This is a genomic window from Roseomonas sp. TF40 (assembly GCF_057219975.1).
This window is the reverse complement of sequence record NZ_JBXVVR010000002.1, coordinates 179946-203155: the sequence shown is the minus strand read 5'-3', so window position 1 is coordinate 203155 and position 23210 is coordinate 179946. Positions and strand designations below refer to the sequence as shown.

Annotated in this window: 20 protein-coding genes and 1 tRNA gene; 10 read left to right on the top strand and 11 right to left on the bottom strand. The window is 71.7% G+C overall.

Going from position 1 to position 23210, the window contains the following annotated elements; translation table 11 throughout:
* Window positions 1–8 precede the first annotated feature (8 nt).
* From AC2D9U_RS07030 to AC2D9U_RS07020, 3 genes are all read right to left on the bottom strand, one after another.
* The gene (locus tag AC2D9U_RS07030; protein WP_484747642.1) at window positions 9–1454 is read right to left on the bottom strand and encodes an ABC transporter ATP-binding protein; all 1446 of its coding nucleotides are present in this window, start codon (window positions 1452–1454) and stop codon (window positions 9–11) included.
* A gap of 68 nt (window positions 1455–1522) precedes the next feature.
* Window positions 1523–2524, bottom strand: coding sequence for a BMP family lipoprotein (locus AC2D9U_RS07025; RefSeq protein ID WP_484747641.1), 1002 nt, complete (start codon window positions 2522–2524; stop codon window positions 1523–1525).
* Between the two features lie 120 nt (window positions 2525–2644).
* A tRNA-Gly gene (locus AC2D9U_RS07020) sits at window positions 2645–2719 on the bottom strand.
* Between the two features lie 270 nt (window positions 2720–2989).
* Between AC2D9U_RS07020 and metZ the strand changes: the two genes are divergently transcribed.
* The 3 genes from metZ to apaG are packed head-to-tail and all read left to right on the top strand — an operon-like array spanning window position 2990 to window position 5443.
* Complete coding sequence (gene metZ / locus AC2D9U_RS07015) at window positions 2990–4363, top strand: O-succinylhomoserine sulfhydrylase (RefSeq protein WP_484747639.1); 1374 nt, start codon at window positions 2990–2992, stop codon at window positions 4361–4363.
* Window positions 4364–4367: 4 nt separating this feature from the next.
* Window positions 4368–4976 (top strand): LysE family translocator, encoded by a 609-nt coding sequence (locus tag AC2D9U_RS07010; RefSeq protein ID WP_484747637.1) that lies wholly within the window; start codon window positions 4368–4370, stop codon window positions 4974–4976.
* Between the two features lie 59 nt (window positions 4977–5035).
* Window positions 5036–5443 (top strand): Co2+/Mg2+ efflux protein ApaG, encoded by a 408-nt coding sequence (apaG, locus tag AC2D9U_RS07005; RefSeq protein ID WP_484747635.1) that lies wholly within the window; start codon window positions 5036–5038, stop codon window positions 5441–5443.
* A 134-nt stretch (window positions 5444–5577) separates the two neighbouring features.
* Here the strand turns inward: apaG and AC2D9U_RS07000 are convergent, their stop codons facing one another.
* The 5 genes from AC2D9U_RS07000 to fsa all read right to left on the bottom strand — a co-directional run bounded on the left by AC2D9U_RS07000 (window position 5578) and on the right by fsa (window position 11110).
* Window positions 5578–6354 (bottom strand): SDR family oxidoreductase, encoded by a 777-nt coding sequence (locus tag AC2D9U_RS07000; RefSeq protein WP_484747634.1) that lies wholly within the window; start codon window positions 6352–6354, stop codon window positions 5578–5580.
* A gap of 38 nt (window positions 6355–6392) precedes the next feature.
* Window positions 6393–8831 carry a methyl-accepting chemotaxis protein gene (locus AC2D9U_RS06995; RefSeq protein ID WP_484747632.1) on the bottom strand — a complete coding sequence of 813 codons (2439 nt, stop codon included), beginning with the start codon at window positions 8829–8831 and terminating at the stop codon, window positions 6393–6395.
* Between the two features lie 115 nt (window positions 8832–8946).
* Entirely contained in the window at window positions 8947–9879 is a 933-nt protein-coding gene (locus tag AC2D9U_RS06990) for a tyrosine recombinase XerC (RefSeq protein WP_484747631.1), read from the bottom strand.
* Window positions 9879–10457 carry a hypothetical protein gene (locus AC2D9U_RS06985; RefSeq protein ID WP_484747630.1) on the bottom strand — a complete coding sequence of 193 codons (579 nt, stop codon included), beginning with the start codon at window positions 10455–10457 and terminating at the stop codon, window positions 9879–9881. The genes AC2D9U_RS06990 and AC2D9U_RS06985 overlap by 1 nt, the downstream gene beginning before the upstream one ends.
* Window positions 10454–11110, bottom strand: a complete 657-nt coding sequence (fsa, locus tag AC2D9U_RS06980) for a fructose-6-phosphate aldolase (protein WP_484747628.1) — start codon at window positions 11108–11110, stop codon at window positions 10454–10456. The genes AC2D9U_RS06985 and fsa overlap by 4 nt, the downstream gene beginning before the upstream one ends.
* 99 nt (window positions 11111–11209) lie before the next feature.
* Here fsa and AC2D9U_RS06975 point away from each other — a divergent pair, with 99 nt between their 5' ends.
* Entirely contained in the window at window positions 11210–13378 is a 2169-nt protein-coding gene (locus AC2D9U_RS06975; protein ID WP_484747626.1) for a primosomal protein N', read from the top strand.
* A 123-nt stretch (window positions 13379–13501) separates the two neighbouring features.
* On the opposite strand, the gene AC2D9U_RS06970 is transcribed toward AC2D9U_RS06975, so the two are convergent.
* The gene (locus tag AC2D9U_RS06970) at window positions 13502–14488 is read right to left on the bottom strand and encodes a Bug family tripartite tricarboxylate transporter substrate binding protein (RefSeq protein WP_484747625.1); all 987 of its coding nucleotides are present in this window, start codon (window positions 14486–14488) and stop codon (window positions 13502–13504) included.
* Window positions 14489–14557: 69 nt separating this feature from the next.
* A complete protein-coding gene (locus AC2D9U_RS06965) occupies window positions 14558–15070 on the bottom strand; it encodes a hypothetical protein (RefSeq protein ID WP_484747623.1) in 513 nt (170 codons plus the stop codon).
* Window positions 15071–15211: 141 nt separating this feature from the next.
* On the opposite strand from AC2D9U_RS06965, the gene wecB reads away from it, so the two are divergent.
* Window positions 15212–16456, top strand: coding sequence for a non-hydrolyzing UDP-N-acetylglucosamine 2-epimerase (gene wecB, locus AC2D9U_RS06960; protein WP_484747622.1), 1245 nt, complete (start codon window positions 15212–15214; stop codon window positions 16454–16456).
* 12 nt (window positions 16457–16468) lie between these two features.
* On the opposite strand, the gene hemF is transcribed toward wecB, so the two are convergent.
* The gene (gene hemF / locus AC2D9U_RS06955) at window positions 16469–17356 is read right to left on the bottom strand and encodes an oxygen-dependent coproporphyrinogen oxidase (RefSeq protein ID WP_484747621.1); all 888 of its coding nucleotides are present in this window, start codon (window positions 17354–17356) and stop codon (window positions 16469–16471) included.
* A gap of 323 nt (window positions 17357–17679) precedes the next feature.
* On the opposite strand from hemF, the gene petA reads away from it, so the two are divergent.
* From petA to AC2D9U_RS06930, 5 genes are all read left to right on the top strand, one after another.
* Window positions 17680–18252 carry a ubiquinol-cytochrome c reductase iron-sulfur subunit gene (gene petA / locus AC2D9U_RS06950; RefSeq protein WP_484747619.1) on the top strand — a complete coding sequence of 191 codons (573 nt, stop codon included), beginning with the start codon at window positions 17680–17682 and terminating at the stop codon, window positions 18250–18252.
* A gap of 66 nt (window positions 18253–18318) precedes the next feature.
* Window positions 18319–19590 (top strand): cytochrome b, encoded by a 1272-nt coding sequence (locus tag AC2D9U_RS06945; protein WP_484747618.1) that lies wholly within the window; start codon window positions 18319–18321, stop codon window positions 19588–19590.
* Complete coding sequence (locus AC2D9U_RS06940; protein ID WP_484747617.1) at window positions 19590–20363, top strand: cytochrome c1; 774 nt, start codon at window positions 19590–19592, stop codon at window positions 20361–20363. Before AC2D9U_RS06945 ends, AC2D9U_RS06940 begins: the two co-directional genes overlap by 1 nt.
* Window positions 20364–20509: 146 nt before the next feature.
* Window positions 20510–21916, top strand: a complete 1407-nt coding sequence (thrC, locus tag AC2D9U_RS06935) for a threonine synthase (protein WP_484747615.1) — start codon at window positions 20510–20512, stop codon at window positions 21914–21916.
* A 26-nt stretch (window positions 21917–21942) separates the two neighbouring features.
* Entirely contained in the window at window positions 21943–23208 is a 1266-nt protein-coding gene (locus AC2D9U_RS06930) for a M16 family metallopeptidase (protein ID WP_484747614.1), read from the top strand.
* Window positions 23209–23210: the final 2 nt, after the last annotated feature.

Sequence of the window (23210 nt, the reverse complement as noted above, 5' to 3'; positions counted from 1 at the left end):
GGGCCGCGTCATGTCGAGGCCCCCGCCATCATCATCCCCAACCGCCGCTCATCCGCCACGCCGGCCGGCAGCTCGCCCATGATGCGGCCGTCGAACATCACCAGGATGCGGTCTGCCAGCGCCAGGATCTCATCCAGCTCGACCGAGACCAGCAGCACGCCGCGCCCGGCCTCTCGCCAGCCACGCAGGCGGCGATGGATGGCCTCGATGCCGCCGATATCGACACCGCGCGTCGGCTGGCCCACCAGCAGCACCTCCGGCGTGCGGTCCAGCTCGCGGCCCAGGATCAGCTTCTGCTGGTTGCCACCCGAGAACAGCGAGGAGCGCAGGCGCGGGATCGGCGGGCGCACGTCATGCTCGCGCATCAGCCGCGCGGCATGGGCGCCGATGCGGCCGCGCGAGATCAGCCCGAGCAGGCGCCGCCAGGCCGGATCCTGCTGGTAGCCGAGGATCGCCGTATCCTCGGCCGCGAATTCCGCGACGAGGCCATGGCGCAGCCTGTCCTCCGGCACATGCGCGATGCCGACCGCGCGCCGCTGCGCCGCATCGCCCGGCGGCAGGGCCGCGCCGCGCAGCGCCACCGCCCCGCCGCTCGTGCGGCGCATGCCGGCGAGTGCTTCCAGCAGCTCGGTCTGGCCATTGCCCGCGACACCGGCGATGCCGAGGATCTCGCCGGCATGGAGCGTGAAGGAGACGCCGCGCAGACGTTCCACCCCCGTAGCATCGCGCACGCGCAGATCCTCGACACGCAGCAGTTCCGCGCCGGGCGTTGCAGGCGCGGGCCGTTCCGCCACGGCCGGCCGGCGGCCGATCATCAACTCGGACAGTTCTTCGGCCGAGGTCTCGGCGGTGGCGCGATGCGCCACCATCCGCCCGCCGCGCATGACGGAGACACGGTCCGTCACCGCCATCACCTCGCGCAGCTTGTGGGTGATGAGCAGCACGGCCTTGCCCTGGTCGCGCAAGGATCGCAGCACGCGGAAGAGGTCGTCGGCCTCCTGCGGTGTCAGCACGCCGGTGGGCTCGTCCAGGATCAGGATCTCGGCCCCGCGATGCAGCGCCTTGAGGATCTCCACGCGCTGCTTGTCGCCCACGCCGAGATCGCCCACCACCGCATCGGGATCGACGGCGAGGCCGTAATCGGCGGCGAGCCGGGCGAGGGATTCGCGCGCCGCGGCGCGGCCGGGGGCGAGCAGCGCGCCGCCCTCCGCCCCCAGCATCACGTTCTCGAGCACGGTGAAGGTCTCCACCAGCATGAAGTGCTGGTGCACCATCTCGATCCCCTGCGCGATGGCATCCGCGCTGTCGCGGATGGTCACGGGCCTTCCATCCACCGCGATGGAGCCGGCATCCATCGGATAGAAGCCGTGCAGGATCGCCATGAGGGTGGATTTGCCGGCGCCGTTCTCGCCGATCACGCCATGGATCGAGCCGCGATGGACCGTGAGGTCCACCGCATCATTCGCCAATACGGTACCGAAACGCTTGGTGATCCCGCGGCATTCGACCGCGGGAGGTCCCGCTACTGCTCCGGGCACGTATTGTTGGACATGAAGTCGTGCACGCTGACGCGCCCGGCGACGATCTCGGTCCGCGCGGCGTCGATGCGCGCGCGCATCTCGGCGGTGAAGAGCGCGGCGTTGTGCTCATCGAAGGCGAGGCCCACGCCATCCTCGGCCAGGCCCAGCACGCTGCGCCCGGGCCGCCAGGTGCCGGCGCGCGCCTGCTCCATGGCGGTGCGGGTCGCGACATCGACGCGCTTGAGCATCGATGTCAGCACCCGGCCCGGATGCAGGTGGTTCTGGTTCGAATCGACGCCGATGCCGAGCCGCCCCGCATCGGCCGCGGCCTGCAGCACGCCCGCACCGGTGCCGCCGGCGGCGTGGAAGATCACATCCGCGCCGCGCTCGATCTGGCTGCGCGCAAGCTCCGCCCCGCGCACCGGGTCGCGCCAGGCGGCGGGGGTCGAGCCGGTCATGTTCTGGAAGACCTGCACCTGCGGGTTCACCGCGCGGGCACCCTGCACATAGCCGCAGGCGAAGCGACGGATGAGGGGAATGTCCATGCCGCCCACGAAGCCCACGCGCCCGCTGCGGCTGGCCAGGGCGGCCGCCATGCCGGCGAGGTAGGAGCCCTGCTCCTCGCGGAACTGGATGGATTGCACGTTCGGCGCCTCGACCACGCTGTCGATCAGCACGAAGCGGATGCGCGGGAATTCGGCGGCCACCGTCTGCACCGCGCTGCGCTGGGAGAAGCCGACGGCGATGATCGGGTCCTGGCCGCGCCGGGCGAAGTTGCGCAGCGCCTGCTCGCGCTGCGGTTCCTGCTGGGGCTCGAATTCCTGCACGGTGATGCCGGTGGCGCGCTGGAATTCCTGCCCGCCGCGATGCACCGCCTCGTTGAAGGAGCGGTCGAACTTGCCGCCCATGTCGAAGACGATGGCGGGGCGGATCTCCTGTGCCTGGGCGGGCAGGGCGGCCGTGGCCAGCAGGGCGCAGAGCGCGGTGAGCAGGTGCCTTCGCATCGCGGGAGCCTCACGGGGGGGATGAAGATTTCGCAACCTGCCGCCCCGGCGGGCCGGGCGTCAATCGTCATTCGTCGCCGCTGGGCATCGCGGTCGGGCATCGCGGTCAGGAGGGGGCGGTGGAGCGGGCGATGGGAATCGAACCCACGACATTCAGCTTGGGAAGCTGACGTTCTACCTCTGAACTACGCCCGCGCGCCGGAGGTGAAGCCTTATACAGAGCCTCCCGCCGCCCCGGCAAGCGGTGCCTTGACCGCGCTGCGCGCGCGCCGTAACCACAGGTCCGGTGCCCTTGCGCCCCTCGCGATTTGTCCGGCCTGATTGCGGCGAGGTCCCGGAAACGGGCGGCTTCCACCAGCCGAAAACATGCGCGCTAAAGGGCCTTCGGGGCGCAGGGCCATCCGGCCAGCCCGCCCCGAACCCCGGAAGGGGGCCGGACGCCGCGCGTTTGAAGGTGTTCCGAAGATGGCCAAGACCCTGCCCGACCGCCCCCTCCGCCCCGCCACCCTGCTGGTCCGCGGCGGGCAGATGCGCTCGAACCATGACGAGACGTCGGAGGCGCTCTACCTCACCTCCGGCTTCGTCTATGACAGCGCCGGCCAGGCCGAGGACACCTTCCTCGGCAAGGCGACCCACTACCAGTATTCGCGCTTCGGCAACCCGACCGTGACGATGCTGGAAGAACGCCTCGCCGCGCTGGAAGGGGCCGAGGCCTGCCGCCTGACCGCCACCGGCATGGCCGCGGTGCATGCCTCCATGCTTTCGCACCTCAAGACCGGCGACCGCGTGGTGGCCAGCCGCGCGCTGTTCGGCTCCTGCCACTGGATCGTCTCCTCCCTGCTGCCGCGCTACGGCATCCGCACGGATTTCGTCGATGGCGCGGACCTGGCGCAGTGGAAGGCCGCGCTGTCCACGCCGGCGACGATGGTGCTGCTCGAGACGCCCTCGAACCCGATGCTCGAGCTGGTGGACCTCGCCGCCGTGTGTGACCTCGCGCATGCGGCCGGCGCGCTGGTGGTGGTGGACAATGTCTTCGCCACGCCGCTGCTGCAGAAGCCGATGCAGTTCGGCGCCGACATCATCGTCTATTCCTGCACCAAGCACATGGATGGCCAGGGCCGCGTGCTCGGCGGCGCCGTGCTGGGGCGCAGGAAGTGGGTGGATGACGTGCTGCAGCCCTTCATCCGCAACACCGGCCCCTCGATCAGCCCCTTCAACGCCTGGGTGATCCTCAAGGGGCTCGAGACGCTGCACCTGCGCCTGCCGGCGATGTGCCGCTCGGCCGCGGCGGTGGCGGATTTCCTGGCCGAGCGCAGCGAGGTCGCCCGCGTCCTCTACCCCTTCCGCGTCGATCACCCGCAGCATGCCCTGGCCAAGGCGCAGATGGCGGCCGGCGGCACGCTGGTGACCTTCGACCTGAAGGGCGGCAAGGAGGAGACCTTCCGCTTCCTCGACGCGCTGAAGCTGATCGATGTCTCCAACAACCTTGGCGACGCGAAGTCGCTGGTCACGCATCCGGCGACCACCACGCATATGCGCGTCGGTGCCGAGGAGCGTGCGAAGCTCGGCATCACGGATGGCACGGTGCGGCTTTCCGTCGGGCTGGAAGACGTCGCCGACCTCATCGCCGATCTCTCCGAGGCGCTGGACGCCATCGCCCCGGCGCCCAAGCCCACGAAGCGCGCGAAGCCGGTCATCGAGGCCGCCCCCGCGCCTGCCCCGGGGCCCGAGCCGGAGGCCCCCGCAAAGCCCAAGCGGGCCAAGGCCAAGGCCGCACCGGCGGAAGCCGGGCTGTTCGGGCTGATGCCCGACCTCCCCGAAGCACCGCGCCGGAAGTAACCGCATGGACCTCGCCACCTGGCTTGCCTTTCTCGCCGCCGCCACGGCGATGCTGCTGATCCCCGGGCCGACCATCCTGCTGGTGATCGGCCAGTCGCTCGGCGGGGGCGCGCGCAACGCGCTCCCGCTGGTGGTGGGCGTGGCGCTGGGGGATCTCACCGCCATCACGCTCTCGCTGGCCGGGCTGGGGGCGATCCTGGCGGCCTCGGCCACGCTCTTCACGGCGCTGAAATGGGCCGGCGCGGCCTATCTGGTCTATCTCGGCGTGAAACTGTGGCGCGCGCCGGTCGAACCCGGGGCGGCGCCGCCGCTCGCCCCCGGCCAGGCGATGCGCCAGGCCTATGTGGTGACGGCGCTGAACCCCAAGGGCATCGCCTTCTTCGTGGCCTTCGTGCCGCAATTCATCGACGCCTCCCGCCCCTTCCTGCCGCAGGCGGCAATCCTGGTGGCGAGCTTCGTCAGCCTCGCCGCGCTCAATGCGGGCGCCTATGCGCTGCTCGCCGCGCGGCTTTCGGGGGCGGTGCGCCGGCCGGGCGTGCGGCGCGCGCTGAACCGCACCGGGGGCGCAATGCTGATGGGCGCGGGCCTCGCCGTGGCGCTGCGCCGGGGCTGACGCGCTACCCCTGGACATCGTCCCGCGCGCGCGACAAATATTGCGCGGGGAGAAGTACGATGCGGGAAGGCTATAGCGCAACGACCCGGCGCATCCGCGTGGACGTCCGGGCTTTCTATCTCGCGGACCAGTCAGAGCCCGAACGCGGTCATTTCGTCTGGGCCTATCGGGTCGCCATCCGCAATGAGGGCGAGCAGACCGTGCAACTGCTCAAGCGCAGCTGGCACATCACCGATGCGCGCGGCCGCACCCAGAGCGTGCATGGCGAGGGCGTGGTCGGCGAGCAGCCGGTGCTCGAGCCCGGGCAGGAATTCGAATACACGTCGGGCACGCCGCTGCCCACGCCCTCGGGCTTCATGCGCGGCGCCTATCACATGGTCGTGCCTGACAGCGGCGAGAGCTTCGAGGTCGCGATCCCGCCCTTCAGCCTCGACAGCCCGCACGAGCCGACCAGCAGGGTGCATTGATTTGTGCCCTCAGGCGCCGGGCGCCGCCTCCGGCGGCTTGGCTTGCGCCTACGCGCTGTTGCGCCGGTGATCGCGGCAGTCCTGCGCGCGGGGCCGCATTCGCGTCCTGAAAAAGGGAAGCAAGTGGGCGGCGGCTAAGTCATATTGGCTGTTACGCCGCCATCCACGAACAGCAACTGCCCGCTCACGAAGTCGCTGGCCGGCGCGGCGAGGAACACGGCCGTGCCGACGATCTCGCGCGGGTCGGCATAGCGCCCGGCGGGGCAGCGCCGCGCCACCATCGCCAGCCATTCCGGGTTGTTCAGCAGCGGCTTGTTCAGCTCGGTGTCGAACCAGCCCGGCCCGATCGCATTCGCCTGGATGTTGTGCGGGCCGAGTTCCACCGCCAGCGCGCGGATGAACATCTTCAAGCCGCCCTTCGCCGCCGCATAGGGCGTGATGGTGCCCCGCCCGAGATCCGAGGCGAGGCTGCCCGTGGCGATCACCTTGCCCCGCCGGCGTTCCTTCATCCCCGGCACGATGAGCTTGGAGAGGCGGAACAGCGCGGTCAGATGCGTGTCCAGCACGCTCGCCCAGCCTTCCTCCGTCACCTGCTCGACCGGCGCGCGGTGCTGGTTGCCGGCATTGTGCAGCAGGATGTCGATCGGCCCGAGGCCCCCCACCGCCGCGGCCATCGCCGCGCCGTCGCGCACGTCGAAGGCGCTGATCCGCGCCTTGAGCCCATCGGCGCGCAGTCGCGCGGCTTCCGCTTCCAGCGCCGCCGGGTCGCGGGCGTTGAGGATCACCTCCGCCCCCGCCTCCGCCAGCCCCCGCGCCATGGCCGCGCCCAGCCCGCGCGAGGCCCCGGTGACGAGCGCGACGCGCCCCGTCAGGTCGAACAGCGCGGCGTGGCGCGCGGCGGCGTCGGTCATGGCGGTCCCTTCCCGGGACCTGTCCGGCCGGTCCCTGCTCAGGCAGCCTGCCGTGTGGACAGGGCGCTGACCAGACCCTCCATGATGGCGGCCGTCGCTTCATCCTGCTTCACCACGAGCCCCACCACCGGGCCGTCCACCCGCGCCACGCGCGCCTCCAGCGGTGCGAGACCACGGATCTCGAGCCGCAGCAGCACGCCGGGCTCGACCCCCGGCGGGGCCGTGGCGTCGAGCCGGACGGCGAGGCCCCCGCGCGAGAGATCCTGCAGCAGGCCCCGTGCCGTCTTGCCGCCGGGCAGCGCCAGCGTCACCGGGCGCTGGTCGCCCGCCACGCGTTCGAAGCTGCGCCGCTCATTGCGCACCTCGTTGATGACGTTCAGGAACTGGTCCACATCGCTGCCCAGTTCGCGGGTCTCATGGCTGACCGCGCCGGCCGCGTCCTGCACCTCGCCGCTGGCCTCGCGGGCGCGACGGGCGGAGTCCGCCGCCTGCTCCATCGCCACCACCGTCTGCTGCGAGGTGCCAAGCACGGTCGCGACCGAGGCCGAGATCTCGCGCGTGGCGGCGCCCTGCTGCTCGACCGCGGCGGCGATGGCGGTCGCGGTCTCGCCGAGGCTGCTGACCTGCTCCGCCATGCCGCGCACCACGCCCACAGCCTCCTCGGCGGCGCCCTGGATGGCCTGGATCTGGCCGGCGATCTGCTCGGTGGCCTTGGCGGTCTGGCTGGCCAGCGCCTTCACCTCATTGGCGACGACGGCGAAGCCCTTGCCGGCCTCCCCCGCACGCGCCGCCTCGATCGTGGCGTTGAGCGCGAGCAGGTTGGTCTGCCCGGCGATGTCGCCGATCAGGCGCGCGACCTCGCCGATGGTGGTGGCGGCCTCGTTCAGCCGGGTCATGGTCGTGTCGGCGCTTTGCGCGCGCTGGGCCAGCATCTGCGCCGCCTGCGCGGAATTCGCCGCCTGGCGGGAGATCTCGCCGACCGAGGCGGTCAGCTCCTCCGTCGCGGCGGCGACCGAGCCAAGGTCGTTCACCGCCCCGCTCGCTGCCTGGGCCGTGGTCTCGGCCTCGCGCATCGTCTGGTCGGCCCGCTCGGCGATGCCCGAGGCGGTGTCCGACATGCGCCCGGCGGCGGTGGAGAGCCGTGCCATCACCCCCGACAGCGCCGCGCCGAATTCGCGCGTGTGGCGGTCCATCTCCGCGGCACGGCGTTCGCGCGCCGCGCGCTGCGTCGTGGCCGCGGCCTCCAGCAGCAGCTTCTGCTCCGCCTGGGTGCGGAAGACCTCCAGCGCGCGGGCCATGGCGCCGACCTCGTCGCGCGCGGCGAGGTGCGGGACGGTCAGCGCGATATCGCCCGCGGCGAGCAGGCCCATCGAGTCCTGCAGCGCCTTGAGGCGGCGGAAGGCGCGCAGGATCAGCAGGCAGGCGATGCCGGCGACGCAGAGGATGAGCAGCACGGCAAGGCCGGCCAGCAGCACCGCCTGGAAGGACCTGGCGTCGCGCTCCCGGTAGAGCTCCCTGATGGCGGCATTCGCGGCGGCCGAGAGCGCCTCTGCCCCCTCCAGTGCGGTGTTGGAGCGGGCGAGGAAGGTGGCGGCGTCCACCGGATAGGCGGGCGTGGGCCTGGCGGCCTCGGCCAGCATCCCCTGGCGCAGCTGCGCATAGCTGCCGAAGTAGGTCTCCGCGAGCTGCCGCGCGGCTTGGCGCGGCGCCGCGGGCAGGCCGGGATGGCTGGTGATGCGCTGGATCTCCTCCCCCGCTTCCGCCGCGCGCCGGGCCAGCGCCTCCAGCTCCGCGAGGCGCACCGGCGACAGCTCGGCGCGGGTGGTGGCCGCGATCAGCAGGAAGGTGCGTTCCTGCCCGCCGAATTCGCGCACCTGCCAGGCCAGGTCGCGCAGCATCTCCAGCAGCACCATGGCGGCCGGCAGGTTCACGCTGAGGCCGCGCAGCAGGTGCCGCTTCGCCTGCAGGGCGGCGCCCATGTCCTTCAGGGCGCGCGGCAGGGCGGCCAGCTGGGCGGCATCGCGCCGGGCGCGGGGCAGGGGGAGCTGCACGTCCAGCGCCTGGCGCGTGGCGAGCAGGCGCGTGCGCAGCTCGGTCACCTCGCGCCGGAAGGCATCCACCTGGCCGGCGACGGGCTCGGTGGCGATGAAATCCAGCACGCGCTGCAGCGCGACATCGGTCTCCTGCCGCTGCGCGGTGAGCGCCTGGCGCTGGGCGGCGCTGATCGCGTCGGGCAGTTCGAGCAGCAATTCGCTCTGTCCGCGCTCATGCGACATCTCGATCACCGCGCTGCTGAGCAGGGAACGCGCCTCGGAGGTGGTCTCCGCCCGGTGATACCGGTCCTGCTCCACCCTGGCGTCGCGCAGGATCAGCCCGGCGAAGACGAGTCCGATCAGCGCCAGGACCAGCGCCGATGCCATGATGCGGATGTTGATCGAATGTCGCGGCGCGATGGTGCCGGAAGACGCAGGCGGCATGCCGAGGGCTCCGATGCCAGGGGGGCCGGGCGCGCGGCCCGCTCAAGCAGGGCTTCTGGGCAAAAAAGATGAAGGCCTTGCTACCGGGGCGGCACAAGACCGTCGCGTGGCAGGATCAATCCGCGCGCGGATGCGCCTTCTTCCAGGTGTCGAGCAGCGCCACGGCGTCCACACTGGTGTAGCGCTGCGTCGTGGACAGGCTGGCATGGCCCAGCAATTCCTGGATCGCGCGCAGATCCGCGCCCCCGCCGAGCAGATGCGTGGCGAAGGAATGGCGCAGCGCATGCGGCGTGGCGTGCTCGGGCAGGCCGGCCATGCGCCGGTATTCGCGCAAGGATCGCTGCGCCACCGCCGGGTCGAGACGCGCGCCGCGCGCGCCGAGGAACAGGGCCGAATCGGGGCGCGGGTCGGGGTGGTGGCGCAGCCATTCGGCCATGGCCGCGCGCACCGCGGGCAGCACCGGCACCAGCCTTTCCTTGTTGCCCTTGCCGCGCACGCGCAGCGGCGCGGTGGCGCCGGGCTGTGGCGCGTCACGCACATTGAGCGCCAGCGCCTCCGCGATGCGCAGGCCGCAGCCATAGAGCAGGGTGAACAGCGCCACGTCCCGCGCCGCCTGCATGGCCGGCTGCTCGGCCCGGTCGGGGTCGTGCACCGCGCCGATCCCGGCCGCCACCTCCCGCGCCGCGGGGGCGGAGAGGGCGCGCGGCACGGGCGGGCGGGCGCGCGGGCCGCGCAGCCCGGCGAGGCTGGCGAGCCCGATCCCCTGCCGCCGCGCCAGATGCCGCAGGAAGCCGCGCAGCGCAGCCAGCCGCCGCGCGCGGGTGGCGTTGCCATCCCCGGCGCGGGCGCGCGCGGCGAGGAAGCCGCGCAGATCAGCCGGGCGCAGCGCCCCCAGCGCCGCCACGTCCGGCGCCTCACCCAGGTGCTGCGTCAGGAAGCCCAGGAACAGCGCGAGGTCGCTGCGATAGGCCTCGAGCGTATGCGCGCTGGCGCGGCGCTCATGCGCCAGCATCGCCAGGAAATCCTCGAGCGCGGCCTCGGCCTGCATCAGCGCGACAATGCCGCCGCCAGGGCGCGGCCCAGGAAGGCGAGGGTCTCGGTGGCGGGCAGGCTTTCATCCGCCCGGGCGCCCAGCACCAGCAGCGCGCTGCCGGCGGCGAGCGGCACGCGCACCAGCGCATCCCGGAAAATCAGCCCGGCGGCCTCGGCATGGAGCGTGGCCGCCGCCACCATCTCGGCGCCGCTGCGCAGCGTCACGTCGCGCGCGGGGGTGAGGGGGGCGGGGCTGAGCAGGGCGCCGTGCGTCACATGCAGCAGCGCCGGCCATTCCTGCGCCACCGTCTCCGCCACGTCGCGCGACGCCAGCAGGGCCAGCACGGCAAGCCGCGCGCGCAGGCCGAGCATCGTGCCGGCGCGCAGTTCGCCCTCCAGCGCCCGCGCGCCGGAGCGTTCGGCGGCCAGCATCGCCGCCATATGGTCGGCCAGCGCCTCGCCATGCACGCGCTTCGGCGGGGTGAGCAGGCGGTAGAGGTCGGGGCGCGCCGCCAGGAAATCCGGGTGGCGCGCCAGATATGCCGCGACCTCCTCCGCGCCGAGTTCGGCAGGCGAGGTCGCGACCCCCTTCACAGGATGGACTGGCCCGTCTTGGCCCAATCGGCCAGGAAGGCGGCGAGGCCGCTATCGGTCAGCGGGTGCTTGAGCATCTGGCGGATCACCGCCGGCGGCAGCGTCGCCACATGCGCGCCGAGCTTGGCCGATTCGATCAGGTGGATCGGGTGGCGGACGGAGGCGACCAGCACCTCGGTCTTCAGCCCCGGATAGTTGGCGTAGATCCGCACGATGTCGCCGATCAGCGCCATGCCGTCGGTCGAGATGTCATCGAGCCGCCCCACGAAGGGGGAGATGAAGGCCGCGCCCGCCTTGGCCGCCAGCAGCGCCTGGCCGGGGGAGAAGCAGAGCGTGACGTTCACCGGCGTGCCTTCGGCCGCCAGCACGCGGCAGGTGCGCAGCCCGGCCTCCGTCAGCGGCACCTTCACCGCCACATTCGGCGCGATGCCGCGCAGGTAGCGGCCCTCGGCCAGCATGCCGGCATGGTCGGTGGCGGTGACCTCGGCGCTCACCGGGCCGGTCGTCAGGGTGCAGATCTCGGCGATCACCTCGGCCATCTTGCGGCCGGACTTGGCGATGATGGAGGGGTTGGTGGTGACACCATCGACCAGGCCCAACTCGCCCAGCGCCCGGATTTCGGACACGTCGGCGGTGTCCACGAAGAATTTCATCAGTGCTTTCCCTGGTCTGGTCGCGTCTTGACCCGGCGGAGGATACAGGAGGGGGCAGGGGCAGCGGAAGGCGCTGTCTCGGAAGGGGAGCCCCGCGTCTTGCGTGCACGCCTGCCGGTGCTGCTGCCGCTGCCGCTCGCGGCCGGCGCCTATGACTACCGGGTGCCGGCGGGGTTTGCCGTGGCGCCGGGCGATGTGGTGCGCGTGCCGCTCGGCGGGCGGGAAGTGCTGGGCGTGGCCTGGGACGGGCAGGCCGATCCCGACCTGGCCGAGGGCAAGCTGCGCGACATCAGGGGCGTGGTCTCCACCACCCCGCTGCCGGCCAATCTGCGCCGATTCGTGGAGTGGGTGGCGGCCTACACCCTCTCGCCCCCCGGGGCGGTGCTGCGCATGGCGATCAGCGCGCCCGCCGCCTTCGACCCCGCACCGGCCCGGATCGGCTGGCAGCGCAGCCCCTCCAACGGCCCGAAGCTGACCGAGGCGCGCCGGCGCGTGCTGGAGGCCCTGCCCCCTGGTGCGGTGCTGACCACCGGCGAACTCGCCGCCGCCGCCGGCGTCTCACCCGGCGTGGTGCGGGGCATGGCCGATGCCGGGCTGCTCCAGCCCGCCATCATCCCGGCCGGCGAGGCCTTCCCCCGCCCCGACCCCGAACATCCCGGCCCGACGCTTGGCGCCGAGCAGACCGCCGCATCCCAGGCGCTGCGCGAGGCGGCGGCCGAGCGGCGATTCTCGGTCACGCTGCTGACCGGCGTCACCGGCTCGGGCAAGACGGAGGTCTATCTGGACGCGGTGGCGGAATGCCTGCGCCGCGGCCGGCAGGCGCTGGTCCTGCTGCCGGAGATCGCGCTCTCCACCCAGTGGCTCGAGCGCTTCCGCGCGCGCTTCGGGGTGGATCCGGCGCTGTGGCATTCGGAACTGGGGTCGAAAACGCGGGCCAATACCTGGCGCGCCGTCGCCGCCGGGGAGGTGGAGGTGCTGGTCGGCGCGCGCTCGGCCCTGTTCCTGCCCTTCCCCGATCTCGGCCTGATCGTGGTGGATGAGGAGCATGAGACCGCCTTCAAGCAGGAGGACGGCGTGGTCTACCACGCGCGCGACATGGCCGTGGTGCGCGCGCGGCTGGAGGACGCCGCCTGCGTGCTGGTCTCCGCCACGCCGTCGCTGGAAACCCTGACCAATGCCGAGGCCGGGCGCTACCGCCACCTGCACCTGGCCGAGCGGCATGGCAGCGCGGGGATGCCCACGGTGCAGCTGCTCGACCTGCGCGTCACGCCCCCCGAGCGCGGCCGCTTCCTCAGCCCGCCTTTGGTCGAGGCGGTGCGGGAGACGCTGGCGCGCGGCGAGCAGGCGATGCTGTTCCTCAATCGCCGGGGCTATGCGCCGCTGACCTTGTGCCGCGCCTGCGGGCATCGGCTGCGCTGCCCGAACTGCACCGCCTGGCTGGTCGAGCACCGCGCCCAGCGGCGCCTGCAATGCCACCATTGCGGCCATGCCGAACCGATCCCCACCAATTGCCCCGAATGCCACGCGCCCGGCACGCTGACCCCGGTCGGCCCCGGGGTGGAGCGGGTGGTGGAGGAGGCGAGCCTGCTCTTCCCCGATGCGCGGCGCATCGTGATGGCCAGCGACACCCTGCCCGGCCCGGCGGCGGCGCGGGCGGCGGGGGCGGCGATCTCGGCGCGGCAGGTGGACCTCATCATCGGCACGCAGATCGTCGCCAAGGGCTGGCATTTCCCGCATCTGACGCTGGTCGGCGTGGTCGATGCGGATCTCGGGCTGGCGGGGGGCGACCTGCGCGCGGCGGAGCGCACGCTGCAGGTGCTGCACCAGGTCTCGGGAAGGGCGGGGCGGGCCGAGGCGCCGGGCCGGGTGCTGCTGCAGAGCTTCAACACCGAGCATCCGGTGATGCAGGCGCTGGTCTCGGGCGATGTCGATTCCTTCCTGCGCGCCGAGGCCGCCGGCCGCCGCCCCGGCCATTGGCCGCCCTTCGGCCGGCTGGTGGCGCTGGTGGTGAGCAGCGAGGAGGAACGCGCCGCCGAACGCACCGCGCGCGATCTGGGCCTGGCCGCGCCGCGGGTCGAGGGCGTGGAGGTGCTGGGCCCCGCCCCCGCGCCGCTCGCCTTGCTGCGCGGGCGGCACCGGCGCCGCCTGCTGCTCAAGGCGCGGCGCGAGGTGCGGGTGCAGGAGGTGGTGCGGGACTGGCTCGCGCGCGTCGCCGTGCCGCACAACGTCCGGGTCCAGGTGGATGTGGACCCGGTGAGTTTCTTGTAGTGCCCTCAAACGGCGGGCGCCGGCATCCGCCGGCTTGCCTTCGCGCCACTGGGCGCGGCGGCCATTCGGCTTCGGGGCAGCGCCCCGAACGGCCCGCGTGAAGAACGCGGGCCGCCAACCTTCCTAATCCAGCTTCGCGCCGGAGATCCGCACCACTTCCTGCCACATCGGCCGCTCGCGCGCGACGCGGGCGGTGACGTCGGCGGGGGTGCTCCAGACCGCCTTGGCACCGGTGCGCAGGAAACGCTCCTGCACCGCCGGGTCCTGGCCGATCTCGCGCATCAGCCCTGCCGCGCGCTCGACGATCGGGGCCGGCACGCCGGCCGGGAAGGCCATGGCGCACCAGGAGGTCACCACGAAATCCGGCACGCCGGCCTCGGCCATGGTCGGCACATTGGGCAGCGTCGCCCAGCGCTCGGCCCCGGTGACGGCGAGCGCGCGCACGCGGCCCTCCTGGATCACCGGGATGTAGCTGGCGAGGTTGTCGATCGCGACATTGAGGTCGCCCGAGAGCATGGCCGGGATGATCTGCGCGGCACCGCGGAAGGGCACATGCGTGCCATCCAGGTTGAGCCGGCTGGTGAACATCGAGCCGCTGAGATGCGCCGTGGTGCCCACGCCGGGCGAGCCGAAGGAGATCCCCTGGCGCTGCGCGCGCGCCCAGGTGATGAACTCGGCCAGGGTGGTCGAGGGATTGTGCTGCGCCGAGACGACGACGACGTTCGGCAGTTCCCAATGCATCGAAATGGGCTGGAAGTCGCGCTGCGGGTCATAGGGCAGGCGGCTGTAGAGGAAGCTGTTGATGTGCCACGCACCCAGCGTCAGCGGCGCCATGGTGTAGCCATCCGGCGCCGATTTCGCGAGCGCGTCGGCGCCGATGTTGCCGCCCGCGCCGGGCCGGTTCTCGAGCACGAAGGACTGGCCGGTGCGGGTCTGCATCTGCTCGGCCAGCAGCCGGGCGAGCACATCGGTGGACCCGCCGGGCGGCCAGGGCACGATGATCCGCACGGTGCGGTTGGGCCAGGGCGCCTGGGCCAGGGCGGGGGTAGCCAGGGGCGCGGCGAGCGGGGCGGCAAGCGCCGAGCCGAGCAGGGTGCGACGGGCGATCATCTTGGCGGAACCTCCGTGATTGGTTGCCGCCTCGGTCGCACTTCTTCCCGACCCTGGCAAGCGTCGCCCTCAGCCGTCGCGGCGCGCCTGGGCGTTGCGCGTGGCCTGGCCGATGCTGCCGACCCGGCGCGGATCGACCTTCCAGCCCGGCCGCGCGCCGCCCTTCTTGCGCATGCCCTCGCGCGCCGTCGCCCCGGCGCCCGGATGCGCGGCGCGCTGCGCCTGCTTGCGGGCCAGGGCGGCGCGCAGGGCCGCGGTGTGCGCGGCGCGGCGGCGCTCGGCGGTGATCGCCTCGAAGCGGCTGTTCACCCGCTTCAGCGCGGCGGCGAAGACCTGCTTCTTCTGCGCAAGGCGCGTGCCCAACGCCGAGGCGGCCGCGCGGGGCTCGCCCTTGCCGGCGCGCGCGCGGCGGCCGGCGCGCAGCAGGTCGCGCGCCTTGTTGTGATGGTCGCGCAGGCGGGTCGCGATCGCCCGCAGCTCCTCGGCCGGCAGGGCCTTGATGGCCGGGTAGTGCGTCGGCTCGACGAGGCTGAATTCCTCATGCGAGAGCAGGCTGCGTTCTTCGCGCGTCGTCGTGGCCATGGCGGTGTCTCCTTGTCCCGGCACGTTACGCCGCCGGCGCGATATCACCAAGCGAGGGTGCGGTTTCGCTCGACGCGCGAATATCACCCGGCTAGGCTCAACCTTGGGGAGTCTCCGGGGGTGGCCGTGGCAATCGGCGGGATGAGGACGGTGCTCTGCGTGCTCGGGACCAGGCCCGAGGCGGTGAAGATGGCGCCCGTCATCCAGGCCCTGCGCGCCCTGCCCTGGTGCCGGGTGGTGGTGGCCAGCACGGGGCAGCACCGCGACCTGCTCGGCCAGACGCTCGCGATCTTCGGCATCCGGCCGGACCATGACCTCGACCTCATGCAGCCCGAGCAGAGCCTGGCGGGGCTGACGGCGGGGCTGCTCGCGCGGCTCGACCCGCTGCTGGTGGCGGAGGCGCCGGATCTGGTGCTGGCGCAGGGCGACACGACCACGGTGATGGCCGCGGCCCTTGCCTGTTTCTACCGGCGCATCCCCTTCGGCCATGTCGAGGCCGGGCTGCGGACCGGCGACCTGGCCAGCCCCTTCCCCGAGGAGTTCAACCGGCTGACGGCCACGCGCCTCGCCGCGCTGCACTTCGCCCCCACCGCCCAGGCGCGGGCCAATCTGCTGGCCGAGGGGGTGGCGCCGGGCAGCGTGCATGTCACCGGCAATACGGTGATCGACGCGCTGCGCGCCACCGCCGCGATCCCGGGCCTGGCCAGCGCCTATCCGCGCCTGGCGTCGAACCGGCTTGTGCTGCTGACGGCGCACCGGCGGGAGAATCTCGGCCCGCCTTTGGCGCGGATCTGCGCCGCCGCACGGGCGCTGCTGGCGCGTTTCCCCGATGTGGAACTGCTCTATCCGCTGCACCCCAACCCGGCGGTGCGGCGCGGCGTGGTGCCGCTGCTGGGCGGCGTGCCGCGCGCGCATCTGGTGGAACCGCTCGACTACCTGGAAATGACCGCCGCGCTGGGGCGCTGCACCCTGGTGCTGACCGACAGCGGCGGGCTGCAGGAGGAAGCGCCCGCGCTCGGCAAGCCGGTGCTTGTGCTGCGCGACAAGACCGAGCGGCCGGAGGCGATCGCGGCCGGCGTCGCCGCGCTGGTGGGCACGCGGCGCGGGCCGATCCTGGCCGCGGCCGCGCGCCTGCTCTCGGACCCGGCGGCGCTGGCGGCCATGACCGCGGGCGGCTCGCCTTTCGGCGACGGCCAGGCCGGGCCGCGGATTGCCGCGATCTGTGGCACCTTCCTCGGCGTTCGCGCGCGCGGGGACAGGCTGACACAAAGGCGCCCGCCATGGGCGGGCGAGCGGCCGAATGGCCGCCGCGGCAAGTGCCGCGAAGCCAAGCCGCCGGAGGCGGCGCGTCACGCCGAAGGCGTGCCTCCGGCACGACGCGCCTGAGGGCGCAATAAACTAAGGCCAGCCGGTCTCCGGCGGCAGCGACATCAGGATCGCCTCGACATTGCCGCCCGTCTTGAGGCCGAAGATCGTCCCGCGGTCATAGAGCAGGTTGAACTCCACATACCGGCCGCGGCGCATCAGCTGGTGCGCGCGCTCGGCCTCGGTCCAGGGCTCATGCATCCGCCGGCGCACGATGGCCGGATAGGCCTCGAGGAAGGCGAGGCCCACATCCTTGGTGAAGGCGAAATCCAGCTCCTGGCCGCGCCCGGGCGTGCGGTCGCCGAGCCAGTCATAGAAGATGCCGCCCAGGCCGCGGGGCTCGTTGCGGTGGGGCAGGAAGAAGTATTCGTCGCACCACTGTTTGAAGCGCGGATAATAGGTGGGATCGTGCCTGTCGCAGGCGGATTTGAAGGCGGCGTGGAAGGTCGCGGCGTCTTCCAGGCTGTGCGGCGCGGCGTGGTCCATGGGCGTGAGGTCGCCGCCGCCGCCGAACCAGGATTTCGTGGTGACGATGAAGCGCGTGTTCATATGCGCCGCCGGCACGCGCGGGTTGCGCAGATGCGCGACCAGCGAGATGCCGGTCGCGAGAAACCGCGGATCCTCCTCCGCGCCCGGGATCTGCTTGCGGAATTCGGGCGAGAACTCGCCGAAGACGGTGGAGACGTTCACCCCCACCTTCTCGAAGACGCGGCCCTTCATCACGCCCATCACGCCGCCGCCCCCCTCCGGCCGGTCCCAGGGCGTGCGCACGAAGCGGCCGGGCGGCAGGTGCGCGTGCGGGCCGGAGGCGAGCTCATCCTCGCAGGCCTCGAAGGCGGCGCAGATGCGGTCGCGCAGGCCTTCGAACCAGGCGCGGGCCGGGGCCACCATCGGGTGCGCGGCGAGGGGGGCTTCGGGCATGGCGGGCGTATCTCCTCCGGGCGGCACCGAGGGTCGGGGCGGTGCTGCGTCGGGCAAAGATTGGCAGGAGGTTACCGGAAAGGCGATCCTGCGTCCCCATGATCGCTTTTTGGGCGAAGATGCAGCGATTTCAGGCGCGGCGCCGGATGGACAGTCAGCGGATGCGACCCTTATATGCGCCGCAGCGTCCCGCCCCGGCAAAACGCCCGGATTGCGCCTCGCACGGCGTTATCCGGACGGTAAGGGGGCCCGGGCGATGCAGTGCGATGATGCGGCACGGCCCGGGGAAGCCCCCCCGCGCCACGCCGGAAGGGGATGACGACATGGCCCAAGCGAGCGCGCCCAACGGCGCGGCCCACCCGCCCGCCGGGGATGACGAGACCGGCGGCACGCGGCGCGACTTCCTGTTCCTGACCACCGGCGCCTTTGCCGCGGTCGGGGTCGGCGCGGTGGCGTGGCCCTTCATCCACTCGATGAACCCGGCCCGCGACGTGCTGGCGCTGTCCTCCACCGAGGTCGATCTGAGCCGCATCGAGGTCGGGCAGGCGGTGACGGTGATGTGGCGCGGCAAGCCGGTCTTTGTGCGCCATCGCTCGGCGGAGGAAATCCAGGCCGCGCGCGCCACCCCGCTCTCCGAGCTGAAGGACCCCGCGCCGGACCAGAGCCGCGTGCAGAAGGACCAGTGGCTGGTGCTGGTGGGCGTGTGCACGCATCTGGGCTGCGTGCCGCTCGGCCAGAAGGCGACCGACGCGCGCGGCAATTACGGCGGCTGGTTCTGCCCGTGCCACGGCAGCCACTATGACACCTCGGGGCGGATCCGCCTCGGCCCGGCGCCCACGAACCTTGCGGTTCCGGGATACACCTTCATGTCCGACACGCAGATCCGCATCGGCTGAGGTCGGTCAGGTCGCGGTATCCTCCGCGCCCACCCCTCAGCCCTCATTCCCGAGGAGCCAGCCGCGATGGCCATCGGCCTTCACGACAGTCAGATCAAGAACCCGGTGGCCCGCTGGATCGACCAGCGCCTGCCGGTCTTCACCATGATGCAGAAGGAGTACGGGACGTTCCCCACGCCCCGGAACTTCAACTACTTCTGGAATTTCGGCGCGCTCGCCATGGTCAACCTGATGATCATGATCGCGACCGGCATCTTCCTGTCGATGCACTACACGGCGCACACCGCCTACGCCTTCGACAGCGTCGAGCGCATCATGCGCGACGTGAACTTCGGCTGGCTGATCCGCTACGTTCACATGAACGGCGCCAGCATGTTCTTCATCGTCGTCTTCATCCACATCTGGCGCGGGCTCTACTACGGGTCCTACAAGGCGCCGCGCGAGCTGCTGTGGATCCTCGGCGTCGTGATCTTCCTGCTGATGATGGCCACCGCCTTCATGGGCTACGTGCTGCCCTGGGGCCAGATGTCCTTCTGGGGTGCCACCGTCATCACCAACCTGTTCAGCGCCTTCCCCATCGTGGGCGAGCACATCGTGATCTGGCTGTGGGGCGGCTTCAGCGTCGACAACCCCACGCTGTCGCGCTTCTTCTCGCTGCACTACCTGCTGCCCTTCGTGATCGCCGGCGTCGTGTTCCTGCACGTCGCGGCGCTGCACATCACGGGCTCGAACAACCCGCTGGGCATCGACCCGAAGGGCCCGCAGGACACGCTGCCCTTCCACCCCTACTACACGGCGAAGGACAGCTTCGGCCTGGTCGTGTACTTCATCGTGTTCGCCTTCCTGGTGTTCTTCATGCCGAACTACCTCGGCCACCCGGACAACTACATCCCGGCGAACCCGCTGGTGACACCCGCGCACATCGTGCCTGAGTGGTACTTCCTGCCCTTCTACGCGATCCTGCGCGCGGTGCCGGACAAGCTCGGCGGCGTGCTGCTGATGTTCGGCTCCATCGCGGTGCTGTTCATCCTGCCCTGGCTCGACACCTCGCCGGTGCGCTCCATGCGCTTCCGCCCGGTGGCGAAGTGGCTGCTGATGCTCTGGGGCGTGAACTTCTTCGTCCTGATGTGGGCGGGCGCGATGCCGGCCGAGGGCATCTACGTGACGATCTCGCGCCTCGCCACGGCCTACTACTTCGCCTACTTCCTGGTGGTCCTGCCCGTGCTTGGCCGCCTGGAACGCCCCTTGCGCCTGCCCGAAAGCATCGCGATGCCGGTGCTGCGCGGCGGCGGACCGATCCTGGCCGGCGCAGCGGCCAAGCCGATGGAGAAGGCATGATGCGCGGCTTCCGCAACATGGTGGGCGGGCTTGCGCTCGCCCTGGTCGCCCTCAACCCGCTGCCCTCCCAGGCGGCGGGCCCGGCCATCGCCCTGCCCGATACGCGCTTCAGCTTCGACGGGCTGTTCGGCACCTTCGATCGCGGCGCCCTGCAGCGCGGCTTCCAGGTCTACAAGGAGGTCTGCGCCGCCTGCCACGCGATGCGCCAGCTCTCCTACCGCAACCTGCTCGAGATCGGCCTCTCCGAGGAACAGGCGCGCCGCATCGCCGCCGATTTCCAGGTGACGGACGGCCCGAATGATGAAGGCCAGATGTTCGAGCGCCCGGCCCGACTCTCGGACCGGTTCCGCAGCCCCTTCCCGAACCAGCAGGCCGCGCGTGCCGCGAACAACGGCGCCTATCCGCCCGACCTCTCGGTGATGATCAAGGCGCGGCCGAACGGCGCGGACTACATGTACGCGCTGCTGACCGGCTATCGTGACCCGCCGGCCGGTTTCGCCATGGGCGAGGGGATGAACTACAACGAGTACTTCCCCGGCCATCAGATCGCCATGCCGAACGTCCTGAACGACGGCCAGGTGGAGTTCGCCGACCGCACGCAGGCCACGGTGTCCCAGATGGCCCGCGACGTGACGACCTTCATGGCCTGGGCCGCCGAGCCCGAGCTGGAGCAGCGCCGCGCCATGGGCGTGCGCATCATCCTGTTCCTGACCATCCTGGCCGGCCTCACCTATGCGGTGAAGCGCAAGGTCTGGGCTGACGTGAAGCACTGAGAGCCGGGCGGCCCCGCCGCCCCCTCCGGCTGCCATATCCTGCCGCAGGCGCCGGTCCCAGATCGCTGGGGCCGGCGCTTCTGCTTTCGCCCCCATCGCCGGCCGCCCCCCTCGTCCTCGGGCCCGCCACGCACTAGGTTCACGCCATGCGCTACATCTCGACCCGCGGCGATGCGCCGCTCCGTGACTTCGAAGGCGTGCTGCTCGCCGGCCTCGCCGAGGATGGCGGCCTCTTCATGCCCGAGACCTGGCCCGTGCTGAGCAGCGCCGAGTGGCGCACGCTGCGTGGCCTGCCCTATCCCGACCTTGCCGCGCGCATCCTGGCGCTGTTCACCGGCGGGCAGCCGGACCACGCCACGCTGCTGCCGCTGCTGCGGCAGGCCTATGCCGGCTTCGGCACGCCCGCCGTCGCGCCGCTGGTGCAGCTCGACTCCCGCATCTTCGCGCTGGAGCTGTTCCACGGCCCCACGCTCGCCTTCAAGGACATGGCGATGCAGGCGCTCGGGCCGCTCTTCGACCATGTGCTGGCCCGGCGGGGTGAGCGCGTGACCATCGTGGGTGCCACCAGCGGCGACACCGGCTCCGCCGCCATCGAGGCCTGCCGCGACCGCGCGGCCATCGACATCGTGATCCTGCACCCGGAGGGCCGCACCTCCGCCGTGCAGCGGCGGCAGATGACGACCGTGCTCTCGCCCAACGTCGCCAACCTCGCCATCGATGGCTCCTTCGACGATTGCCAGGATCTGGTGAAGGCGATGTTCGCCGATGTCCCTTTCCGCACGGAGATGCGGCTTGCGGCGGTGAACTCCATCAACTGGGCGCGCATCGCGCTGCAGATCCCCTACTACGTCGCCGCCGCCCTCGCGCTCGGCGCGCCGGACCGGGAGGTGGCGTTCAGCGTGCCGACCGGCAATTTCGGCAACGTCATGGCCGCCTGGGCGGCGCGCCGCATGGGGCTGCCCATCGCGCAGCTGCTGGTGGCCTCCAACCGCAACGACATCCTCACCCGCTTTCTCACCGCCAATGACATGACGGTGCGCGGCGTGGAGCCCTCGCTCTCGCCCTCGATGGACATCCAGGTGAGCTCGAATTTCGAGCGCCTGCTCTTCGAACTGCTCGGCCGCGACGCGCCGGCCACCGCCGAGACGATGCGCCGCTTCCGCGCCGAGGGCCGCATGCCCGTGCCCGACGCCGCCTGGCGCAGCGCGGCGCAACTCTTCCGCGGCTTCACGCTGGACGATCCCGGCACGCTGGAGGAGATCGCGCGGCTGCAGCGCGAGGGCGGCTACCTCGCCGATCCGCACACCGCCATCGGCACCGCCGCCGCGCGCGCCGTGCCGCCCACTGACAAGGCGATTCCCGTCATCGTCGCCGCCACCGCGCATCCGGCGAAATTCCCCGATGCGGTGCGCGCGGCCACGGGCATCGACGCACCCCTGCCGCCGCGCCTGTCCGACCTCTATGAGCGGCCGGAACGCTACACGCGCCTGCCCAACGCGCTTGGCGCCGTCGAGGATTTCGTGCGCGCCCATACGCTCAGGAACGCCGCATGACGGCCCCGGAAGGCATCACAAATTCCATGAACGACGCGATCCGACTCACGCGCCTGCCCTCCGGCCTCACCGTGGTGTCGGAGAAGATGCCGCGCGTGGAGACCGTCTCGATCGGCGCCTATGTGAATGCCGGCACGCGCCATGAGGTGCCGGCGGAGAACGGCGTTTCCCACTTCCTCGAACACATGGCCTTCAAGGGCACGCAGCGGCGCGACGCGGCGGCGATCGCGCGCGAGATCGAGAATGTCGGCGGCCACCTCAACGCCTACACGTCTCGGGAAAACACCGCCTATTACTGCAAGGTGCTGAAGGAGGATGTGGACCTCGCCGCCGACATCATCGGCGACATCCTCACCAACTCCACCTTCGTGCCGGAGGAGCTGGAGCGCGAGCGCGGCGTGATCCTGCAGGAGATCGGCCAGGCCAACGACACGCCGGACGACATCGTCTTCGACCATTTCCAGTCCACCGCCTATGCGTCCCAGGCGATGGGCCGCCCCGTGCTCGGCACGGAGGACAGCATCAAGGCGATGCCGCGGGAGGTGCTGACCGGCTACATGCGCCGCCATTACGGCCCGTCGCGCATGGTGCTCGCCGCCGCCGGCGCGCTGGAGCATGAGGATCTGCTGCGCATGGCCGAGGCGCATTTCGGCGCCCTGCCCGCGGCCGAGCCCGTCACCGCCGAGCCTGCGCGCTACACCGGCGGCGAGTTCCGCGAGGAGCGCGACCTCGACCAGGTGCATGTGGTGCTGGGCTTCCCCTCCGTTGCGGTCGGCGATCCGCTGAACATGCCCACACAGCTGCTCTCGACGCTGCTGGGCGGCGGGATGTCCTCGCGCCTGTTCCAGGAGATCCGCGAGAAGCGCGGCCTGGTCTATTCCATCTACAGCTTCGCCTCGCCCTTCGCCGATGGCGGCGTCTTCGGCATCTATGCCGGCACGGGCGAGGACCAGGCGGCGGAACTCGTGCCCGTGGCGCTGGAGGAACTGCGCCGCGTGCAGCGCGACGTGACCGAGGACGAGTTGCAGCGTGCGAAGGCGCAGCTGCGCGCCTCGCTGCTCATGTCGCTCGAATCCACCGGCAGCCGCTGCGAGCAGCTGGCCCGCCAGCTCCAGGTGCATGGCCGCATCATTCCGGTCGAGGAGACCAAGGCCAAGATCGCCGCGGTGACGATCGAGCAGGTGCAGCAGGCGGCAGCACTTGCCTTCCGCGGCAAGCCCACGCTCACCGCGCTCGGCCCGGCGGGCAAGGTGCCTTCCCTCGACCGTATCGCGGAGAAATTGGCCGCATGACC